Source organism: Streptomyces sp. NPDC058457 (assembly GCF_042720695.1).
GTDB lineage: Bacteria > Actinomycetota > Actinomycetes > Streptomycetales > Streptomycetaceae > Streptomyces.
Genome location: NZ_JBHXLU010000039.1, coordinates 76,225 through 95,069, shown reverse-complemented (window position 1 = coordinate 95,069; position 18,845 = coordinate 76,225). Strand labels below are relative to the sequence as shown.

General features: G+C 73.5%; 7 protein-coding genes. 1 reads left to right on the top strand and 6 read right to left on the bottom strand.

The window, feature by feature from the left end:
* From ACFWPS_RS27970 to ccrA, 6 genes are all read right to left on the bottom strand, one after another.
* On the bottom strand, positions 1-1,610 hold a 1,610-nt coding region (locus ACFWPS_RS27970), incomplete at its 3' end, for a type I polyketide synthase (RefSeq protein WP_383709302.1).
* Between the two features lie 47 nt (positions 1,611-1,657).
* On the bottom strand, positions 1,658-4,810 hold the full coding sequence (locus ACFWPS_RS27965) for a type I polyketide synthase (protein WP_383709315.1): 3,153 nt from the start codon (positions 4,808-4,810) through the stop codon (positions 1,658-1,660).
* Positions 4,811-4,921: 111 nt separating this feature from the next.
* On the bottom strand, positions 4,922-13,960 hold the full coding sequence (locus ACFWPS_RS27960) for a type I polyketide synthase (RefSeq protein WP_383709299.1): 9,039 nt from the start codon (positions 13,958-13,960) through the stop codon (positions 4,922-4,924).
* A gap of 51 nt (positions 13,961-14,011) precedes the next feature.
* The gene (locus ACFWPS_RS27955) at positions 14,012-14,941 is read right to left on the bottom strand and encodes a 3-hydroxybutyryl-CoA dehydrogenase (protein ID WP_383709297.1); all 930 of its coding nucleotides are present in this window, start codon (positions 14,939-14,941) and stop codon (positions 14,012-14,014) included.
* Positions 14,938-15,945: a 3-oxoacyl-ACP synthase III family protein gene (locus tag ACFWPS_RS27950; RefSeq protein ID WP_383709294.1), complete on the bottom strand. Its 1,008-nt coding sequence runs from the start codon at positions 15,943-15,945 to the stop codon at positions 14,938-14,940. Before ACFWPS_RS27950 ends, ACFWPS_RS27955 begins: the two co-directional genes overlap by 4 nt.
* A gap of 6 nt (positions 15,946-15,951) precedes the next feature.
* Entirely contained in the window at positions 15,952-17,319 is a 1,368-nt protein-coding gene (gene ccrA, locus ACFWPS_RS27945; protein ID WP_383709291.1) for a crotonyl-CoA carboxylase/reductase, read from the bottom strand.
* Between the two features lie 295 nt (positions 17,320-17,614).
* Here ccrA and ACFWPS_RS27940 point away from each other — a divergent pair, with 295 nt between their 5' ends.
* Positions 17,615-18,820, top strand: coding sequence for an LLM class flavin-dependent oxidoreductase (locus tag ACFWPS_RS27940; protein ID WP_383709289.1), 1,206 nt, complete (start codon positions 17,615-17,617; stop codon positions 18,818-18,820).
* Positions 18,821-18,845: the final 25 nt, after the last annotated feature.

The following is an 18,845-nucleotide window of genomic DNA, read 5'->3' as shown; positions in this document are numbered from 1 at the left end:
GCGCGTTCGTCGAGGGCGGCGCGGGTGAGGGCGAGGGAGGCGGCGACATCGGCGTGCGGCAGACCGGGCCGGGTCAGCAGGTGGTCGCGCAGTCGGGCGGCCTGGGCCCGCAGTGCCTGCGGCGACTTCGCCGACAGCACGAACGGCAACGCCAGCGGCTCGCCCGCCCCGGCTCCGGGTGTCCCGGCGGGCGGTGGCGCCTCCTCGACGATCAGGTGCGCGTTGGTGCCGCTCACGCCGAACGCGGAGACACCGGCCCGGCGGGTACGGTCCGTGGTGTGCGGCCACTCCGCCGGCTCGGTCAGCAGTTCCACCGCGCCCTCGGACCAGTCGACGTACGAGGAGGGCGCGTCGACGTTGAGGGTGCGCGGCAGCTCACCGTGGCGCAGCGCCTGGACCATCTTGATGAGACCGAGCACCCCGGCCGCCGTGCCCGTGTGGCCGATGTTGGACTTGAGCGAGCCGAGCCGCAGGGGCCGTCCGTCCGCGGGGCGTTCCCTGCCGTAGGTCGCCAGCAGCGCGCCCGCCTCGATCGGGTCGCCCAGCCGGGTGCCGGTGCCGTGCGCCTCCACCACGTCCACGTCCGCGGCGCCGAGGCCGGCGGCGGCGAGGGCCTGCTCGATCACCCGCCGCTGCGAGGGCCCGTTGGGTGCCGACAGTCCGTTGCTGGCGCCGTCCTGGTTGACCGCAGACCCCCGGACCACCGCCAGCACCTCGTGCCCGAGGCGCTTCGCGTCCGACAGCCGCTCCAGGACGACCATCCCGGCGCCCTCACCCCACGCCGTGCCGTCCGCGCCCTCGGCGAAGGCCTTCACCCGGCCGTCCGGGGCGAGGCCGCGCTGCCGGCTGAAGTCGACGAAGATCGTGGGTGTGCTGAAGACGGTCGCACCGCCGACGAGGGCGAGCGAGCACTCGCCCTGCCGCAGTGCCTGACTCGCCAGGTGCACGGCCACCAGCGACGACGAGCACGCCGTGTCCACCGTGACCGCCGGCCCCTCCAGACCGAGGGTGTACGCCACCCGGCCCGAGACGACACTGCCCGCCACACCGGTCATACGGTGCCCCTCGATGTCCTCGGAGGCGCCGTGCAGCAGCAGTTCGTACTCGGCCGAACTCCAGCCCGTGTAGACGCCGGTCGGGCTGCCCTTGAGCCCGGTGGGGTCGATGCCGGCCTGTTCCAGCGCCTCCCACGACAGCTCCAGGAGCAGCCGTTGCTGCGGATCCATCGCCAGCGCCTCCCGCGGCGAGATCCCGAAGAAGTCCGCGTCGAAGTCCGCCACGTCGTGCAGAAACGCCCCCCGCCGCACGTACGACGTGCCGGGCCGGTCCGGATCGGGGTCGAACAGGCCCGTCAGGTCCCAGCCGCGGTCCGCCGGAAAGCCCGAGCCCAGATCCTCGCCCTTGGCCAGCAGCTCCCACAGGTCGTCGGGGGAGCGCACGCCCTCCGGCAGCCGGCAGCTCATGCCGACGATCGCGAGTGGTTCGTGCCGGTCCTCCGCCAGCTCCCTCAGACGCTGCCGGGACTCGTGCAGTTCGGCGGTGACCCGCCGGAGATAGGTTCGCAGTTTGTCGTTCTCGGACGTGGCCGGTGTGACGGGCGTGGCAGACATCGCAGAGATCACTGTCCTCGCTGCTCGGTGCTCGGGGGCCGTGGTGGTCAGCGGGTGCCGAGCTCGTTGTCGATGAAGTCGAAGAGGTCGTCGTCATGCACGGCGGCGAGCGGGTCGGTCGCGGACTCCGCGGCGGACGGCCCGGGTTCCGGCTTCGGCGGAGCCCCCGCCTCGGGGACCAGCTGCTCGTGCAGGTACTCGGCGACGGCACCGACCGTCGGATGGTCGAAGACGAGCGTGGTGGGCAGCCGCAGGCCGGTCAGGGTGCCGAGCCGGTTGCGCAGCTTGACCGCGGCGACGGAGTCGAAGCCGAGGTCCTTCAGAGAGCGCCGGACGGACACGGCTCCGGCGCCGCCGTGCCCGAGAACGGCCGCGGCCTCGGCGCGCACCAGCGCGACCAGCCTGCGCTGCCGGTCCTCCGGCGGCAGCCCGGCGAGCACATCGGCGAGCGCCTCCTGCGCGGGGTCGTCGGCGCCGGTCGCCTGATGCGGCTTCGCCGCCTCGACGGCCACGACCCCGGCGGACTCGGCCCAGTAGCGGGTGCGTTGGAAGGCGTACGTCGGCAACTCGACGTGGCGTGCGCCCGGTTCGGCGAGGCTCTCACCCCACTCGACGGACAGTCCGTGTGTCCAGGCTTCGCCGAGCGCCTCGTACCAGCGGTCGAGTCCGCCCTCGTTCCGGCGTAGCGTCCCGAGCACGACCACGTCCGCGCCGGTCTGGCCTGCGGTGTCCTCGACTCCGAAGGTGAGTACGGGGTGTGCGCTCGATTCGACGAATGTGCCGTGTCCGTCGGTGAGGAGTGTTTCGACGGTGGTCTGGAAGCGTACGGGGCGTCGGCAGTTCTCGTACCAGTAGGCGGCGGTCAGTTCCTCTCCGTTGATGATCTGTCCGGTGACGGTGGAGTAGAGGGGGATGCGGGAGGGGCTGGGGCGTACGAAGGCGAGTTGTTCCAGGATTCGTTCGCGCAAGGGCTCCACCTGGGCGGAGTGCGAGGCGACCGTGGCGGGCACGATTCGCGCCCGTATCCCGTCGTGGGTCAACTCGTCGACGAAGGCGGTCAGTTCAGGCAGGGGTCCGGCCACGGTCACCTGTCCGGGGCCGTTCACTCCGGCGATGGTCAGGCCGTCGGACAACCGCGTCCGTATCTGTTGTTCGGAGAGTGCGACGGAGGCGACGGCTCCGTGTCCTACCAGTTCGTCGGCGAAGAGTTGTGATCGGAGCACGATCAGTCGTGCCGCGTCTTCGATGGACAGGGCGCCTGCCACGACTGCGGCGGCGACTTCGCCCTGTGAGTGTCCGACGACGGCGTCGGGTTCCACTCCGGACGCGCGCCACAGGCCGGCGAGGGCGACGTGGACGGCCCAGAGCACGGGTTGCAGTATCTCGATCCGTTCCAGTGCCTCGGGGTCCGACAAGGCTTTGGCCGGTGACCAGTCGACCAGTGGTTCCAGTGCTCGTGCGCAGGCGTCGAACGCTTCCCGGAAGACCGCGGAGGACTCCCACAGCCCTGCCGCCATCCCGGCCCACTGCGAGCCCTGCCCCGGAAACACGAACACCGTCCGGCCCCGGTCCTTCAGAGTGCCCAGGGCGGTACCCGCTGGTTCCTCGCCGCGGGCGAGAGCGTCCAGGCCCTCGATGAGCGGGGCGCGGTCGGTGGCGACGACCACCGCGCGTTCGTCGAGGGCGGCGCGGGTGAGGGCGAGGGAGGCGGCGACATCGGCGTGCGGCAGACCGGGCCGGGTCAGCAGGTGGTCGCGCAGTCGGGCGGCCTGGGCCCGCAGTGCCTGCGGCGACTTCGCCGACAGCACGAACGGCAACGGCCCGCCGGACTCGGCCCCGGTGACCGGCGCTTCGACGCCGGGCGGCGCCTCCTCCAGGATCAGATGGGCGTTCGTCCCGCTGATACCGAACGCCGAGACTCCCGCCCGGCGGACACGGTCCGTGGTGTGCGGCCACCGCACCTGTTCCGTCAGCAGTTCCACCGCGCCCTCGGACCAGTCGACGTACGAGGAGGGCGCGTCGACGTTGAGGGTGCGCGGCAGCACACCGTGGCGCAGCGCCTGCACCATCTTGATCAGTGCGCCGACGCCGGCGGCGGCCTGGGTGTGGCCGATGTTGGTCTTGAGCGAGCCGAGCCAGAGAGGGCGTCCGTCCGCGGGGCGGTCCTTTCCGTAGGTGGCGAGGAGGGCCTGGGCCTCGATCGGGTCGCCGAGCGGGGTGCCGGTGCCGTGTGCCTCGACCACGTCCACGTCGGACGGCTTCAGCCCGGCATGGCGCAGCGCCTGCTGGATCACTCGCCGCTGTGACGGTCCGTTGGGTGCCGACAGTCCGTTGCTGGCGCCGTCCTGGTTGACCGCCGACCCCCGGATCACCGCCAGCACCTCGTGTCCCAGGCGCTTCGCGTCCGACAGCCGCTCCAGGACGACCACTCCGGCGCCCTCACCCCACGCGGTACCGTCCGCGCCCTCGGCGAAGGCCTTCACCCGGCCGTCGGCGGAGACGGCGCGCTGTTTGCTGGACTCGACGAACGCGAACGGCGAGGCGAGCACCGCGACGCCGCCCGCGAGGGCGAGCGAGCACTCGCCCTGCCGCAGCGCCTGACTCGCCAGGTGCACGGCCACCAGCGACGACGAGCACGCCGTGTCCACCGTGACCGCCGGCCCCTCCAGACCGAGGGTGTACGCCACCCGGCCGGAGGCCACGCTGCCGTGCATGCCGGTGGTCAGATAGCCCTCCAGGTCCTCGGGCACCAGCGGCAGCCGGCTTGTGTAGTCGTGGTACATCAACCCCGTGTAGACGCCGGTCGGGCTGCCCTTCAGCCCGGTGGGATCGATACCGGCCCGCTCCAGCGCCTCCCACGACAGCTCCAGGAGCAGCCGTTGCTGCGGATCCATCGCCAGCGCCTCCCGCGGCGAGATCCCGAAGAAGTCCGCGTCGAAGTCCGCCACGTCGTGCAGAAACGCGCCCCGCCGCACATGCGAGGTCCTGGGGTGGTCCGGATCGGGGTGGTAGAGGCCCGCCAGGTCCCAGCCGCGGTCCGCCGGGAACCCGGACCCCGCCTCCTTGCCGGCCTCGACGAGCCGCCACAGGTCCTCGGGGGAGCGGATGTCTCCCGGATAGCGGCAGCTCATGCCCACCACCGCGATGGGCTCGCGGGCGGTCTCGGTCAGGCGCTGGTTCTCCTGCCGTAGCCGCGACACCTCCTTGAGGGCGTCCCGCAGGGCCGCGACCACCGTTTCGGATGTTGCTGTTGCCATGCTCGTTCCCCTCCGGGAGCGGCCGGCCGGGGCGGTGCCCGGCCGGCCGTCGGTTCAGATCTGGATGCCGTCGCGCGCGAGCCGGACGAGTTCGTCGACGTCCATGCCGTCGATCTCGTCGTCCGCGGCGGTGCGCGCGGCGGACGGCTCCGGGGACACCGGCTCCTCGGTCGGCTCGGGCGTACCGTCCGGGTCCTGCTCCGGCAGCAGCCGGGAACGCACCAGCTCGGCGAGGGCCAGCGGCGTCGGGTGGTCGAAGACCGCGGTCGCCGGCAGCCGCAGGCCGGTGGCCCGGTTCAACCGGTTGCGCAGGTCGACACCGGTCAGTGAGTCGAAGCCGAGATCCTTGAACCCCTTGCGCACATCGACGGCTTCGGGTCCCGGGTAGTCGAGAGCGGAGGCCACCTGGGCCCGCACCAGATCGAGTACCGCCTTGTCCCGGTCGGCCGGGGAGAGCGCGGCCAGTCGCCGGGCCAGGGGGGCGGGCTCGTCGGCCGTGGGCGCGGCGGTGTTCGAGGCCCGGCGCAGGGCGGCGGCCGGTATCAACTCACGCAGCAGGGCGGGGGGTTCGGCCGCCGAGCGGCGCAGTGCGGCGAGGTCGAGGTCGACCGGGACCAGGTGCGGTGCGCCCGACTCCAGTGCGGCGTCGAGCAGTTCGAGGCCGCGTTCGGCGCCGAGCGCGGTCATGCCGCTCTGCCGGCGCAGCCGGTCGCGGTCGGCCGCGCTGAGGTGCGCCTCCATGCCGCCCTCGGCCCACAGGCCCCAGGCGAGCGAGGCCGCGGGCAGGCCGGCCGCCGCGCGGTGCTGGGCGAGGGCGTCCAGGACGGCGTTGGCAGCCGCGTAGTTGGCCTGCCCGGCGCCGCCGAGCACACCCTGCACGGACGAGAAGGTGACGAAGGCGGTCAGTCCGAGGTCCCGCGTGAGGTCGTGCAGCTGCCAGGCGGCGACCGCCTTGGGCCGCAGGACGGCGGCGAGCCGTTCGGGGGTCTGGGCCTCGATCACGCCGTCGTCGAGAACCCCGGCGACATGCACCACGCCGGTCAGCGGCTGCCGGGCGTCCACCGAGGCGAGCAGCCCGGCGAGCGCTCGGCGGTCGGCGACGTCACAGGCGACGACCCGGACATTCGCCCCCGACTCGCCCAGTTCCGCGGCGAGTTCGGCGGAGCCGGGCGTCTCGGGCCCGCGCCGGCCGGCCAGGATCAGGTGCCGTACCCCGTGCCGGGTCACCAGGTGCCGGGCCACCAGGGCGCCGAGGGCGCCGGTGCCGCCGGTGATCAGGACGGTGCCCTCGGCGCTCCAGTCCGCTCGGCCGGCCCCCCGGGTGCCGGTGCCGCGGATCAGCCGCGGTGCCAGAACCCGCCCCGCGCGCAGGGCGAGTTGGGGCTCGCCGGAGGCGAGGGCGGCGGCCGTCGGGCCGGAGCGGACGGCCCAGTCGTCCACGTCGAGGAGGACGAAACGGTCGGGGTTCTCGGTCTGCGCCGTCCGGATCAGCCCCCAGGCCGCAGCGTGCGCGACGTCCTCGACCCGGTCCCCTTCGAGGGCGGCGACCGCTCCTCGGGTGACCAGGGCGAGACGGGTGCGGGCCAGCCGTTCGTCGGGCGGCCAGGCCTGGGCCAGGGCGAGGGCGTGCTCCGCCGCGCTCTGCAGGGCCTCGCCGGGATCCGTGTCGAGGGGGGCGAGCGGGGCCAGCACGATGTCCGGCACGGGCCCGCCCGCGGCGAGGTGCGCGGTGAGCGTGGCCAGGTCCGGATAGGTGTCCGCGTCGGCGGCGAACGCCCCGGCACCGGTGGCGTACGCCGTGAGCAGGGCCGTCCGCGGCGGTGCGGGTACGTCGTCCACGGGCAGCGGCCGCCACTCCATCGCGTAGAGGGCGCCACCGGCCGATCCGCGGGCCGCCGCGAGCTGTTCGGCGGCGACCGGTCGCCGCACGAGCGAGCCGACGGTGGCGAGCGGCCGACCCGCGGCGTCCGTGAGGTGCAGTGCCACGGCGTCGTGTGCGCCGGGCACGATCCGCACCCGGGCCTCGGTGGCGCCTGCCGCCCACAGGCGTACGCCCTGCCAGGCGAAGGGCAGCCGGGTCGCGCTCGGGGTGCCGGCCGTGGGGTCCGCGGCCAGGTCGATGGCGTGCAGCGCCGCGTCCAGCAGGGCCGGGTGGATGCCGAACTCGGCGGCCTGCGCGTGCTGTTCGGCGGGCAGGGCGACCTCGGCGAGGATCTCGTCACCGAGCCGCCAGGCGGCGCGCAGTCCCTGGAAGACGGGCCCGTACTCGTAACCGGCCCGCTCCAGTTCGGAGTACCAGTGGGCGAGGCCGAGGGGCTGGGCTCCGGGCGGCGGCCAGGTCACGCCGTCCGTATCCGTATCCGTATCCGCGTCCGTGTCCGTGTCCGTGTCCGTGTCCGTGGGCGGCGGTGCCTCCTGGGGGGCCAGGACGGCTTCGGCGTGCCGGGTCCAGGACGGGTCGTCGGCGCCCTCGTCCCTGGAGTGCACGAAGAGTTGCCGGCGTCCGGAGTCGTCCGCGGTGCCCACGGTGACCTGCAGCCTGCGGCCTCCGGTGCCGGGCAGCACCAGCGGTGCCTGCAGGGTGAGTTCCTCCAGCAGCCCCAGACCGTGGCGGCGGCCGGCCGCCAGCAGTGTGTCGACCACCGCCGTGCCGGGCAGCAGCACGGTGCCGAGTGCCGCGTGGTCGGCCAGCCAGGGGTGGGTGTCGAGGCCCAGGCGTCCGGTGAGGACGGCCTGGTCGCCGCCCGCCACGTCCACGGCGGCACCGAGGAAGGGGTGTTCGCCGGTCTCAAGACCGAGCGCGGCCACCGCCTCCCCGGGCCCCTGAGCATGCCGCACCGGCTCCTGCGCCCAGTAGCGGGTGCGCTGGAAGGCGTACGTCGGCAGCGTGGCCGTGCGTGCGTCGACACCGGCGAAGACCGTGGCCCAGTCGGTCCGCACCCCGTGTGTCCAGGCTTCGCCGAGCGCCTCGTACCAGCGGTCGAGTCCGCCCTCGTTCCGGCGTAGCGTCCCGAGCACGACCACGTCCGCGCCGGTCTGGCCTGCGGTGTCCTCGATACCGAAGGTGAGTACTGGGTGTGCGCTCGATTCGACGAATGTGCCGTGTCCGTCGGTGAGGAGTGTTTCGACGGTGGTCTGGAAGCGTACGGGGCGTCGGCAGTTCTCGTACCAGTAGGCGGCGGTCAGTTCCTCTCCGTTGATGATCTGTCCGGTGACGGTGGAGTAGAGGGGGATGCGGGAGGGGCTGGGGCGTACGAAGGCGAGTTGTTCCAGGATTCGTTCGCGCAAGGGCTCCACCTGGGCGGAGTGCGAGGCGACCGTGGCGGGCACGATCCGCGCCCGTATCCCGTCGTGGGTCAACTCGTCGACGAAGGCGGTCAGTTCAGGCAGTGGTCCGGCGACCGTCACCGCTCGGGGCCCGTTGACGCCTGCCACGGTCAGGTTGTCGGGCAGGCGGGTCCGTATCTGTTGTTCGGAGAGTGCGACGGAGGCGACGGCTCCGTGTCCTACCAGTTCGTCGGCGAAGAGTTGTGATCGGAGCACGATCAGTCGTGCCGCGTCTTCGATGGACAGGGCGCCTGCCACGACTGCGGCGGCGACTTCGCCCTGTGAGTGTCCGACGACGGCGTCGGGTTCCACTCCGGACGCGCGCCACAGGCTGGCGAGGGCGACGTGGACGGCCCAGAGCACGGGTTGCAGTATCTCGATCCGTTCCAGTGCCTCGGGGTCTGACAAGGCTTTGGCCGGTGACCAGTCGACCAGTGGTTCCAGTGCTCGTGCGCAGGCGTCGAACGCTTCCCGGAAGACCGCGGAGGACTCCCACAGTCCTGCCGCCATTCCGGCCCACTGCGAGCCCTGCCCCGGAAACACGAACACCGTCTTCCCGGGGCGTCCCGCGACGCCGTGCACGGTGTGCGGTGCCTCGTCACCGGCGGTGATCCGGTCGAGTGCGGTGCGGAGCCGGTCCGGTTCGGCGGCGATCACGGCAGCCCGGTGCGGGAAGGCGGTGCGGGTGGTGGCGAGGGCCGCGGCCGTGGCGGTGAGAGCGGGTGCCTCCTGGGCGGCCAGGTGGTCGCGCAGTCGGGCGGCCTGGGCCCGCAGCGCCTGCGGCGACTTCGCCGACAGCACGAACGGCAACGGCCCGCCGGACCCGGCCCCGGTGACCGGCGCTTCGACGCCGGGCGGCGCCTCCTCCAGGATCAGATGGGCGTTCGTCCCGCTGATACCGAAGGAGGAGATGCCGGCCCTGCGGGTACGGCCCTCGGTGCGCGGCCACTCCACCGGCTCGGTCAGCAGTTCCAGTCCGCCCCGGTCCCAGTCGACGAAGGGCGAGCGCTCCTCGGCGTGCAGGGTCCGCGGCAGGACGCCGTGCCGCAGCGCCAGGACCATCTTGATGAGGCCCGCGACACCGGCGGCGGCCTGGGTGTGCCCGATGTTGGACTTGACGGAGCCGAGCCGCAGGGGTCGTCCGTCCGCGGGGCGTTCCCTGCCGTAGGTCGCCAGCAGCGCGCCCGCCTCGATCGGGTCGCCCAGCCGGGTGCCGGTGCCGTGTGCCTCCACCACGTCCACGTCCGCGGCGCCGAGGCCGGCGGCGGCGAGGGCCTGGCGCACCACCTTCTGCTGCGCGGATCCGCTGGGCGCGGTGAGCCCGTTGCTGGCGCCGTCCTGGTTGACCGCCGACCCCCGGATCACCGCCAGCACCTCGTGCCCGTTGCGCCGTGCGTCCGACAGACGTTCCAGTACGACCACCCCGGCCCCCTCCGACCAGCCGGTGCCGTCCGCGGCGGCGGAGAAGGACTTGCAGCGGCCGTCGGGGGACAGCGCCCGCTGCCGGGTGAGGTCGACGAAGATGCCGGGCGTGGCCATCACGGTCACCCCGCCGGCCAGCGCCATTTCGCTCTCTCCGCGGCGCAGCGAGTCGCAGGCGAGATGGAGTGCGACGAGCGAGGCGGAGCAGGCGGTGTCCACGGTCATGGCGGGGCCTTCGAGCCCCATGACGTAGGCGATCCGGCCGGAGGCGACGCTGGGTGTGCTGCCGGTCATGAGGTAGCCCTCGGTGGACCCGCTGCCCTCGTGCAGCCGGGGGCCGTAGTCCTGGAAGGTGGCGCCGACATAGACGCCCGTCCGGGTGCCGGCGAGCCTGGCCGGGTCGATGCCGGCCCGCTCGACGGCCTCCCAGGCGGTCTCCAGGACCAGGCGCTGCTGCGGGTCCATGGCGGCGGCCTCGCGCGGCGAGATGCCGAAGAACGCGGCGTCGAACTCGGTGGCGTCCCGCAGGAAGCCGCCCTCGCGCACGTAGTGCTTACCGGGTGCGGTGCCTTCGGGGTCGTACAGGCCGGCCAGGTCCCAGCCGCGGTCGTCCGGGAAGGGGCCGATCACCTCACGCCCTTCGGCGAGAACCTCCCACAGCTCTTCCGGCGTGCCGATGCCGCCGGGCAGCCGGCAGGCCATGGCGACGACGGCCACGGGGTCGTCGTCCGTGCCGGCCGTGGACACCGGTGCCGTGACGGCCCGCGGTACCTCGTCCGCGCCGGCGAGGTGGCGTACGACGGCCGCTCCGGTGGGATGGTCGTAGACCAGCGTGGCCGGCACCGGCCGCCCGAGACGCTCGCTCAGCAGTTCCCGGAGTTCGACGCCCATGAAGGAGTCGAAGCCCAGGTCCTTGAACGCCGGCTCCAGATCGATGGATCCGGCGTCGTCGAGGCCCAGGACCTCGGCCATGGCGGCGCGCACGACGGCGGTCAGTTCCTCCGGGGAGGGGCCCCCGGCGGCCGGCTCGGTGCCGGGAGCGACTAGGCCGGGAGCGACGAGGCCGGGAGCGACCAGGCCGGGGGGCCGGGTGTCTTCCGCGCCCGCGGAGGCACCGGACTCGTCGACGGTCGGCACGGTGCCGTCCGTCTCCCGGGCGGGTGGGGCCGGGACCTCGGCCGGGAGGAGGCGCCTGACGAACGCCTCCCCGGAGCGCAGGGTGATCTCCTGCTCGTTCGCGGCCAGCGCGGCGGGCAGCAGGCGCAGCGACTCCGGCTCACCGGCCAGATGCACCAGGGCGGTCCGGCCGGGATGGGCGGCGTGCAGGGCGCGGGCGGCGGCACCGGCCGCCGGGTCGGACGCGCGGGTCAGCAGCACCAGCCGGATGCGGGTCAGCCGCTCGTCGGCGAGCCACGCGGTCAGTTCCGGCTCGGCCGGGGGCCGGGGCAGCAGCACCACGTCCGGCGGGGTCGCCGGGTCGACGGCCCGGTGCAGGGACGCCAGGCCGGGATGGAGCTCGACGCCCTGTGCGCCCGTGGTGAGCGCCGCCGCCAGGCCCGACGCGTCGGGTCCGGCGACGGCCAGGCGGCCGCCCGGCGTCCCGGACATGGCCAGGGGGACGTCGGTGAGGCGGAAGGGTGCGGCGGGGGCCTCGGTGGGCCCGGCCGCGGCCAGCCAGTGCCGGGTCCGCTGGAAGGCGTACGTGGGCAGCGGGACACGGCCGGCGGGCGCCGGGCCGAGCACGCGCGGCCAGTCGACCGGAGTGCCCCGCACGTGCAGTGTGGCCAGGGCCTCCGCCAGGGCGGCCGCCTCGGGCCGGTTCCGGCGCGCGGCGGGCACGAAGACGAGGTCCTGCGCGTCCGGGCCCAGGCAGTCGCGGCCCGTTCCCGAGAGCACGGCGTCCGGGCCGACTTCGAGGAACCGGGTGATGCCGAGCCGGCCCAGGGTGCGCATGCCGTCGAGGAAGCGAACGCCCCGGCGCGCATGCCGTACCCAGTGCTCGGGCGTGCCCAGCTGTTCGGCGGTGGCGACCTCTCCGGTCAGGTTGGAGACGACGGGGATGCGGGGAGCGTGGTAGGCGAGACCGGCCGCGACCTCGCGGAACTCGTCCAGCACCGGGTCCATGTGCGGGGAGTGGAAGGCGTGGCTGACGTGCAGCCGCTTGGTCTTGCGGCCCCTGGCACGCCACCGCTCGGCGACGGCGAGGACCGCGGTCTCGTCCCCGGCGAGCACCGTGGAGACGGGTCCGTTGAGGGCCGCGATCTCGACCCGGCCGTGACCGGTCGACTCCGGCAGGTCCGCCAGGTCCGGCAGGAGTTCCTCCTCGGTGGCCTGGACGGACACCATCGCCCCGCCGGGCGGCAGCTGCTGCATGAGGCGGCCCCGGGCCGCGACGAGGGCACTGGCGTCCGGCAGGCTGAGCACGCCGGCGACATGGGCGGCGACGAGTTCGCCGACGGAGTGCCCGAGGAGCGCGTCCGGTACGACACCCCAGTGCTCCAGGAGCCGGAACAGCGCGGTCTCGAAGGCGAACAGGGCCGCCTGGGTGTGGACCGTGCGCGCCAGCAGTTCGGCCCGCACCGTGTCGTCCCCCGCGGTGTCGGTGAGCAGCAGGTCCCGCACGGAGGTGTCGAGATGAGCGTCGAGGCCCGCGCAGGCCGCATCGAAGGCGTCCGCGAAGACGGGCTGCGTGTCGTACAACTCGCGGCCCATGCGGGGGTGTTGGCTGCCCTGGCCGGTGAACAGGAACGCGGTGCGCACGGCCCGGGGGGCCCGGCCGCGGACCGTGCGCGGCACCGGAGTCCCCGCTGCCAGGCCTTCGAGGGCTTCGGCGAGGTCGTGCGGGTGCCGGCCGAGCAGGGCGACTCGCTGCTCGAAGTGGGTGCGGGTGGTGGCCAGGGCGTGGGCCACGGCGGTCCGGTCCTGTTCCGGACGGGCCAGCAGGCGGGTGCGCAGCCGGGCGGCCTGAGCCCGCAGCGCCGGTTCGGTACGGGCCGAGAGCAGCACCGGCGGCAGCGTCGCTCCGGCGGGCGGGGCGGGCGGCGCGGGCGTCGGCCAGTCGGTGAGGACGAGGTGGCAGTTGGTGCCGCCCATGCCGAAGGAGCTGACGCCGGCGACGAGCGGTTCGTCACCGAGCGGCAGGGCCTCGGTGTTGACCCGCAGCCGGAGTTCGTCGAGGGGGATGCCGGGGTGTGGTGCACGGAAGTTGAGACTGGGCGCGAGGACGCGCTCGCGCAGGCACAGGACGGCCTTGAGGAGGCCCGCGACACCGGCGGCGCCCTCCAGATGGCCGATGTTGGTCTTCACCGAGCCGACCAGCAGCGGGGCGTCGGCGGCCCGGTCGCGGCCCAGGACCTCGCCGAGCGCGGCCGCCTCGACGGGGTCGCCGACGGGTGTGCCGGTGCCGTGCAGTTCGACGAACCGCACCGCGTCCGGTTCGACGCCCGCGTCGGCGTAGGCGCGCCGGAGCACCTCGGCCTGGCCCGCGCGGCTGGGGGCGGTCAGGTTCCGGCCGCCGCCGTCGTTGCCGGTCGCGCCGCCCAGCAGCACGGCGTGCACCGGGTCGCCGTCGGCGAGCGCGGCGGCCAGCGGCTTGAGTACGACGAGGCCGCCGCCCTCACCGCGGACGTAGCCGTCGGCACGGGCGTCGAAGGTGTGGGCGCGACCGCGGGGCGAGAGGGCACCGAAACGGCCGGCGACGAGGTGGCTCTCCGGGGTCAGGTTGAGGTTGACGCCACCGGCCAGGGCGAGGGCGGACTCGCCGTGGCGCAGGCTCTGGCAGGCCAGGTGGACGGCGACGAGCGCGGAGGACTGCGCGGTGTCGACCACGAGGCTGGGACCGTGCAGCCCGAGCAGATAGGAGATCCGGTTGGCGATGATGCCCCGGGTGACGCCGGTGTTGGTCGTGTGGGTGATGGCGTCGGGGCCCGCGGCGTGCGTCAGCTTCGCGAAGTCGTCGGCCATCGCACCGACGAACAGTCCGGTCCGGCTGCCGGCCAGCGCGGCGGGCGGCACCCCCGCGTCCTCCAGAGCCTCCCAGGCCAGTTCGAGCGCGAGCCGCTGCTGGGGGTCCATGCTCGCGGCCTCGCGGGGCGAGATCCCGAAGAAGCCGGCGTCGAAGAGGTCGACTCCGGTCAGGTACCCGGCCCGCGGTCCGGGGCCGGTGCCCGGCGGCCGGCGGTCCGGGGGTGGCGGCGAGACCGCCTCCGTGCCGGTGCGCAGCAGATCCCAGAAGGCGTCCGGGTCCGCGGCACCGGGCAGCCGGCAGGCGATCCCGATCACGGCGACGGCACCGTCGGGCACCGGACGCGCCGGCGCGGGGGCGGAACCGGAATCGTGGCTCATCGTGTTCCTTTCACGATCTGGGGCGTACTGGTTGCCCGGCCGGGGCGGAGGTCAGCCGGACCTGCGGGTGTCGTCGTAGGTGTAGAAGCCGCTGCCCGTCTTGCGGCCGAGGAGGCCGCTCTCCACCAGGCGGGAGAGCATCGGCGGGCGGGCGTACGAGGGGTCGCGGAACTCCGCGTGCAGGGCGTCGGCGATCGAGGCGACGACGTCGAGGCCGATCAGGTCCGCCAGTTTCAGCGGTCCCATCGGGTGCGAGCAGCCCAGCACCATGGCCCGGTCCACCGATTCCGCGGAGGCGAAGCCGGACTCCACCATGCGGATCGCGGACAGCACGAAGGGGATCAGCAGCGCGTTCACCACGAAGCCGGCGCGGTCGCCCGAGGAGATGGTCTGCTTGCCGAGGACCTGGGTGACGAACTCCCGGGCCCGGAGCTTGGTCTTGTGGTCGGTGACCAGGGACTCGACCAGCTCCACCAGGGGCAGCGCCGGTACCGGGTTGAAGAAGTGGATGCCGATCACACGGCCGGAGTTCCGGGTGGCGCGGGCCAGTTTGGTGATCGGGATGGAGGAGGTGTTGGACGCGAGAATGGCGTCGGGGTCCTCGACGGTCCGGTCCAGGGCCGTGAACAGGGCCAGTTTGGCCGCCTCGTCCTCCCTGATCGCCTCCGTGACGAGCTGCCGGTCGGCGAGGCTCTTCAGTTCGGTGGAGAACGTGATCCGGCGCAGTGCCGCGGCCCGGTCCGCCTCGCCGAGCCGGCCCTTGGCCACCGAGCGGTCCAGGGAGCCGGTGATCAGGCGCAGCCCCTTGGCCGCGGAGGACTGGCGCGGGACGACGATCCGTACGTCGAGCCCGGCCGCGGCGCAGACCTCGGCGATACCGGCGCCCATGGCACCGCAGCCGACGACCCCGACCCGCTCGATGGCCGGCAGCACCGGCTCGGCGCTCAGCCCGCGCGGTGCGGGCACGGCGGGCGCGTTCATGCCGCACCCTGCCAGCGCAGCAGTCCGGTGCCGAGGGCCATGCCGCCGCCGAAGCCGGACAGCAGCACGGTGTCGCCGTCGGCGAGTTCCCCGGACCGGGCGGCCTCGTCGAGGGTCACCGCCACCGAGGCGCTGCCGACGTTGCCGTACTTCTCCAGGGTGCGGTGCACCCGGGCGCCGCCGAGCCCGGCCCGCTCGGCGAGTTCGGTGAGAAGGACACCGTTGGGCTGGTGCGGTACGAAGTGGTCGATGGCGTCCAGGGTGAGTCCGGCCCGGGTGACGAGGCGTTCCAGGGCGGGCGGCACGTGTTCCATGACGAAGTCACGCACCCCGCGGCCGTCCATGCGGAAATAGTGGTCACCGGCGTCGACGGTCTCGTGGGACGCGGGCTGCCTGCTGCCGCCCGCCTCGACGCGGATCAGCCGGGCGGCGTCGCCCCGGCCCACCAGGTCGACGTCGAGAATGCCGTACGGCTCGGGCACGCTGCCCAGCACGGCGGCCCCGGCGCCGTCGGCGAAGAGGACCGCCGTCCTGCGGTCGGTGAAGTCGAGGATCCGCGAGTAGACGTCCGCGGCCACGACGAGGGCGACGGCCCCCGGCTGCAGCGCGAGGAGGCCGCGGACCAGCCCGAGTCCGTACACGAAGCCGCTGCACACCACGTTGACGTCGAGGCAGGCGGCCCGGTGGGCCCCGATCGCCTGCTGCACCAGGTGCGAGGTGGGCGGCTGGGGGTGGTCGCCGGTCGATGTCGAGACGACCAGGTAGTCGATCCTGCCGGCCTCGATACCGGCCCGTTCCAGGGCGTTCTCCGCGGCCCGTGCGGCCAGGTCCGAGGTGGCCTCGTCGGGGGCGGCGAACCGGCGCGACCGGATGAGGGTCTTGCGCTGGATCCATTCCGGGTCCACGCCGACGCGTTGTGCGATCTCCTCGTTGCCGATCTCCTCCTTGGGCAGGTAGGAACCTGTGCCCAGTATTCCGGTAGCTCCTGCGGCCGTCTTCGGCACTCTGCTTCACACCTTTCGCGCGGGCAGGGCGAGTTCACGTGTGGGGGTTTCGCGCAGGGGGTTGATGCGCCGCTCGCCGAGGCGCGCCCTGAGTTCCGGATCGGTGACGCCGAGGCCCTCTTCCGGGGCCAGGCAGAGCACCCCGACCTTTCCGGTGTGGCGGTTCTGCTGGACCAGCCGGGCCGCTTCGCCGACCTCGTCGAGCGAATAGACCGTGGAGAGCACCGGTGCCAACTGGCCGAGGGAGAAGAGGCGGATGCACTCCGCCTGCTCCTGCAGGTTCGCCGCGTGACTGCCGATGATCCGCTTGAGGTTCATCCACAGATACCGGTTGTCGAACTGGTGCTGATATCCGGTGCTGGAGCCGCAGGTGACCACGGTGCCGCCGCGGCGTACCGCGAACACCGAGAGCCCGAAGGTGGCTCGCCCGATGTAGTCGAAGACGACGTGCGGGTCCTCGCCGACCTTGTCGCGGATCGCGCGGCCCAGCCGTTTGCCGAGTTCGACGGTCTCCTCGGGGGTGGCCGGCCCGGCCTCCGGCATGCCGAGCTCCGCGCGGTTGACGACGATGTCACAGCCCAGCCGGCGCAGCAGCCGGGCTTTGGCCTCCGAGCCGACCACCCCGACGGGGATGCCGCCGCCGTTCTTGACCATCTGCACGGCGTACGCGCCGAGCCCTCCGGTGGCGCCCCAGATCAGGACGATGTCCCCCTGCTTGATGCGCGCCCCGCGGTCGGAGACGAGCATGCGGTACGAGGTGGCCGCGGTCAGCAGCACGGACGCGGCCTCTTCCCAGGTCAGATGGCCCGGCTTGGGCAGCAGTTGGCTGGCCCGCACCACCGCGTAGTGGGCCAGGCCGCCGAAGTTGGTCTCGTAGCCCCAGATGCGCTGCCCGTCGCCGAGCATGCCGTCGGCGTGGGTGGCGGGCTCCTGGTCGTCGACCTGGACACAACTGACCACGACATGGTCGCCGGGCCCCCAACGGCGTACTCCGGCACCGGCCTTGACCACGACTCCGGCCGCGTCGGAGCCGACGACCTGGTACGGCAGGTCGTGGCGGGCGGCGTAACCGCCCTGCCGGCCGTATCGCTCCAGGAACCGGAAGGTCGACACCGGCTCGAAGGTGGCGGACCAGACGGTGTTGAAGTTGACGGAGCTCGCCATGACGGCGACGAGGACCTCGTCGGGCGCGAGTTCGGGCATGGGCACCCGGTCCACGTGCAGGGTTTTCCGCACGTCCTTGTCGGCCACTCCGTCGAATGCGTGCAGATCGTCCGCACGGATATGTGCGGCCAGATATCGGTCCGGTGGTTCGATACGGGAGATTTCCTCGGGGTTCGCGCCCCCGAGCACGGCCTCAGCCAGAGCGTCCACAGCATTCCTCACGGATTTGGGGTGCATCGACGGGAACCGCATCGACATTGGTGCGGAATTTCCCGGAATTCGAACGCCGTTGGAATGCTATGGATCTCCGGAATCGTGGAGCAACCCTTAAGGGGCCCCTAACGGGCGGTTTCGACGGCATGCCCGGCGGACCCCTAGTCCGGTACGGCGACGGGAAATTAGGGGTGTCGCCGGGAGGCGGTCCGGGCCATGCTCGTGCTCGGCGCGCGGTGCCCGCGGCCCCCCACGCCCGGCCGTCCCGACCGCCCCCCACCGAAGGGTCCGCATGTCCCGAGTAGCCGAGGTGCCGCTGTCCGTGCTCGATCTGGTCCCGGTGGTCGCCGGTTCGTCCGTCGGGGAGGCCTTCCGCAACACCGTGGAACTGGCGGAGCGGGCCGAGGCGGCGGGCTATCACCGGTACTGGCTCGCCGAGCACCACCTCAACCCAGGGGTCGCCGGCGCCTCCCCGGCCCTGGCCATCGCCCTGGTCGCGGCGGCGACGAGCCGGATCCGGGTGGGGGCGGGCGCGGTCCAGCTGGGCCATCGCACCGCCCTGTCGGTGGTGGAGGAGTTCGGCATCCTGGCCGCCCTGCATCCCGGCCGCATCGACCTCGGCCTCGGCCGCTCGGGCTTCCGCCTGTCCGAACTGCGCAAGGGAAAGCCGAGCACGCCGGAGCCGGAGCCCGCCCCGGACATGCCGCGACCGCGACCCGCCCCCACCGCTTCGGAACCCGCGTCCGGGACCCCCTGGCGTACCCCTGAAGGGCTGCTCGTCCCCCGTTCGTTCTCCTTCGCGCGGCTCGCCGACTCGCCGCTGTTCGCCCGTTACCAGGCCCTGGTGCAGTTCCCGGGCAGCGAGCCGGTGGAGTACGGGGCCCATGTGGCCGACGTACTGGCGCTGCTGCGCGGCGACTACCGCACCCCCGAGGGCATGCCCGCGCGTGCCGTCCCCGGTGAGGGCGCCGACGTGGACGTCTGGGTCGTGGGGAGCGGGCCGGGCGAGAGCGCCCGGGTGGCGGGCGAGGCGGGTCTTCCGTTCGCCGCCGCCTACCACATCGCACCCGGCGCGATCCTGGACGCCGTGGCCGCCTACCGGAAGGCGTTCCGTCCTTCGCCCGCGCTGGCCGAGCCGTATGTCCTGGTCTCCGCGGACGCGGTGGTGGCACCCGACGACACGACGGCCCGGGAACTGGCGGCACCGTACGGTCTGTGGGTGCGCAGCGTCCGCTCCGGCCACGGCGCGATCCCGTTCCCCACGCCGGCCGAGGCGGCCCGCCACCGCTGGACGGACGAGGACCGCAGGCTGGTCGAGGACCGCACCACGACCCAGTTCGTCGGTTCGCCCCGCACGGTCGCGGCGGGGCTGCGCGCGCTGCGCGAGGCCACCGCCGCGGACGAGGTCGTGGTCACCACGATCACCCACGACCAGGCGGACCGGATCCGTTCGTACGAACTGCTGGCCGAGGAATGGCGGGCGAGCGGCCCGCGGTGACACCGGCCGGGGCCGACGTTCCTCC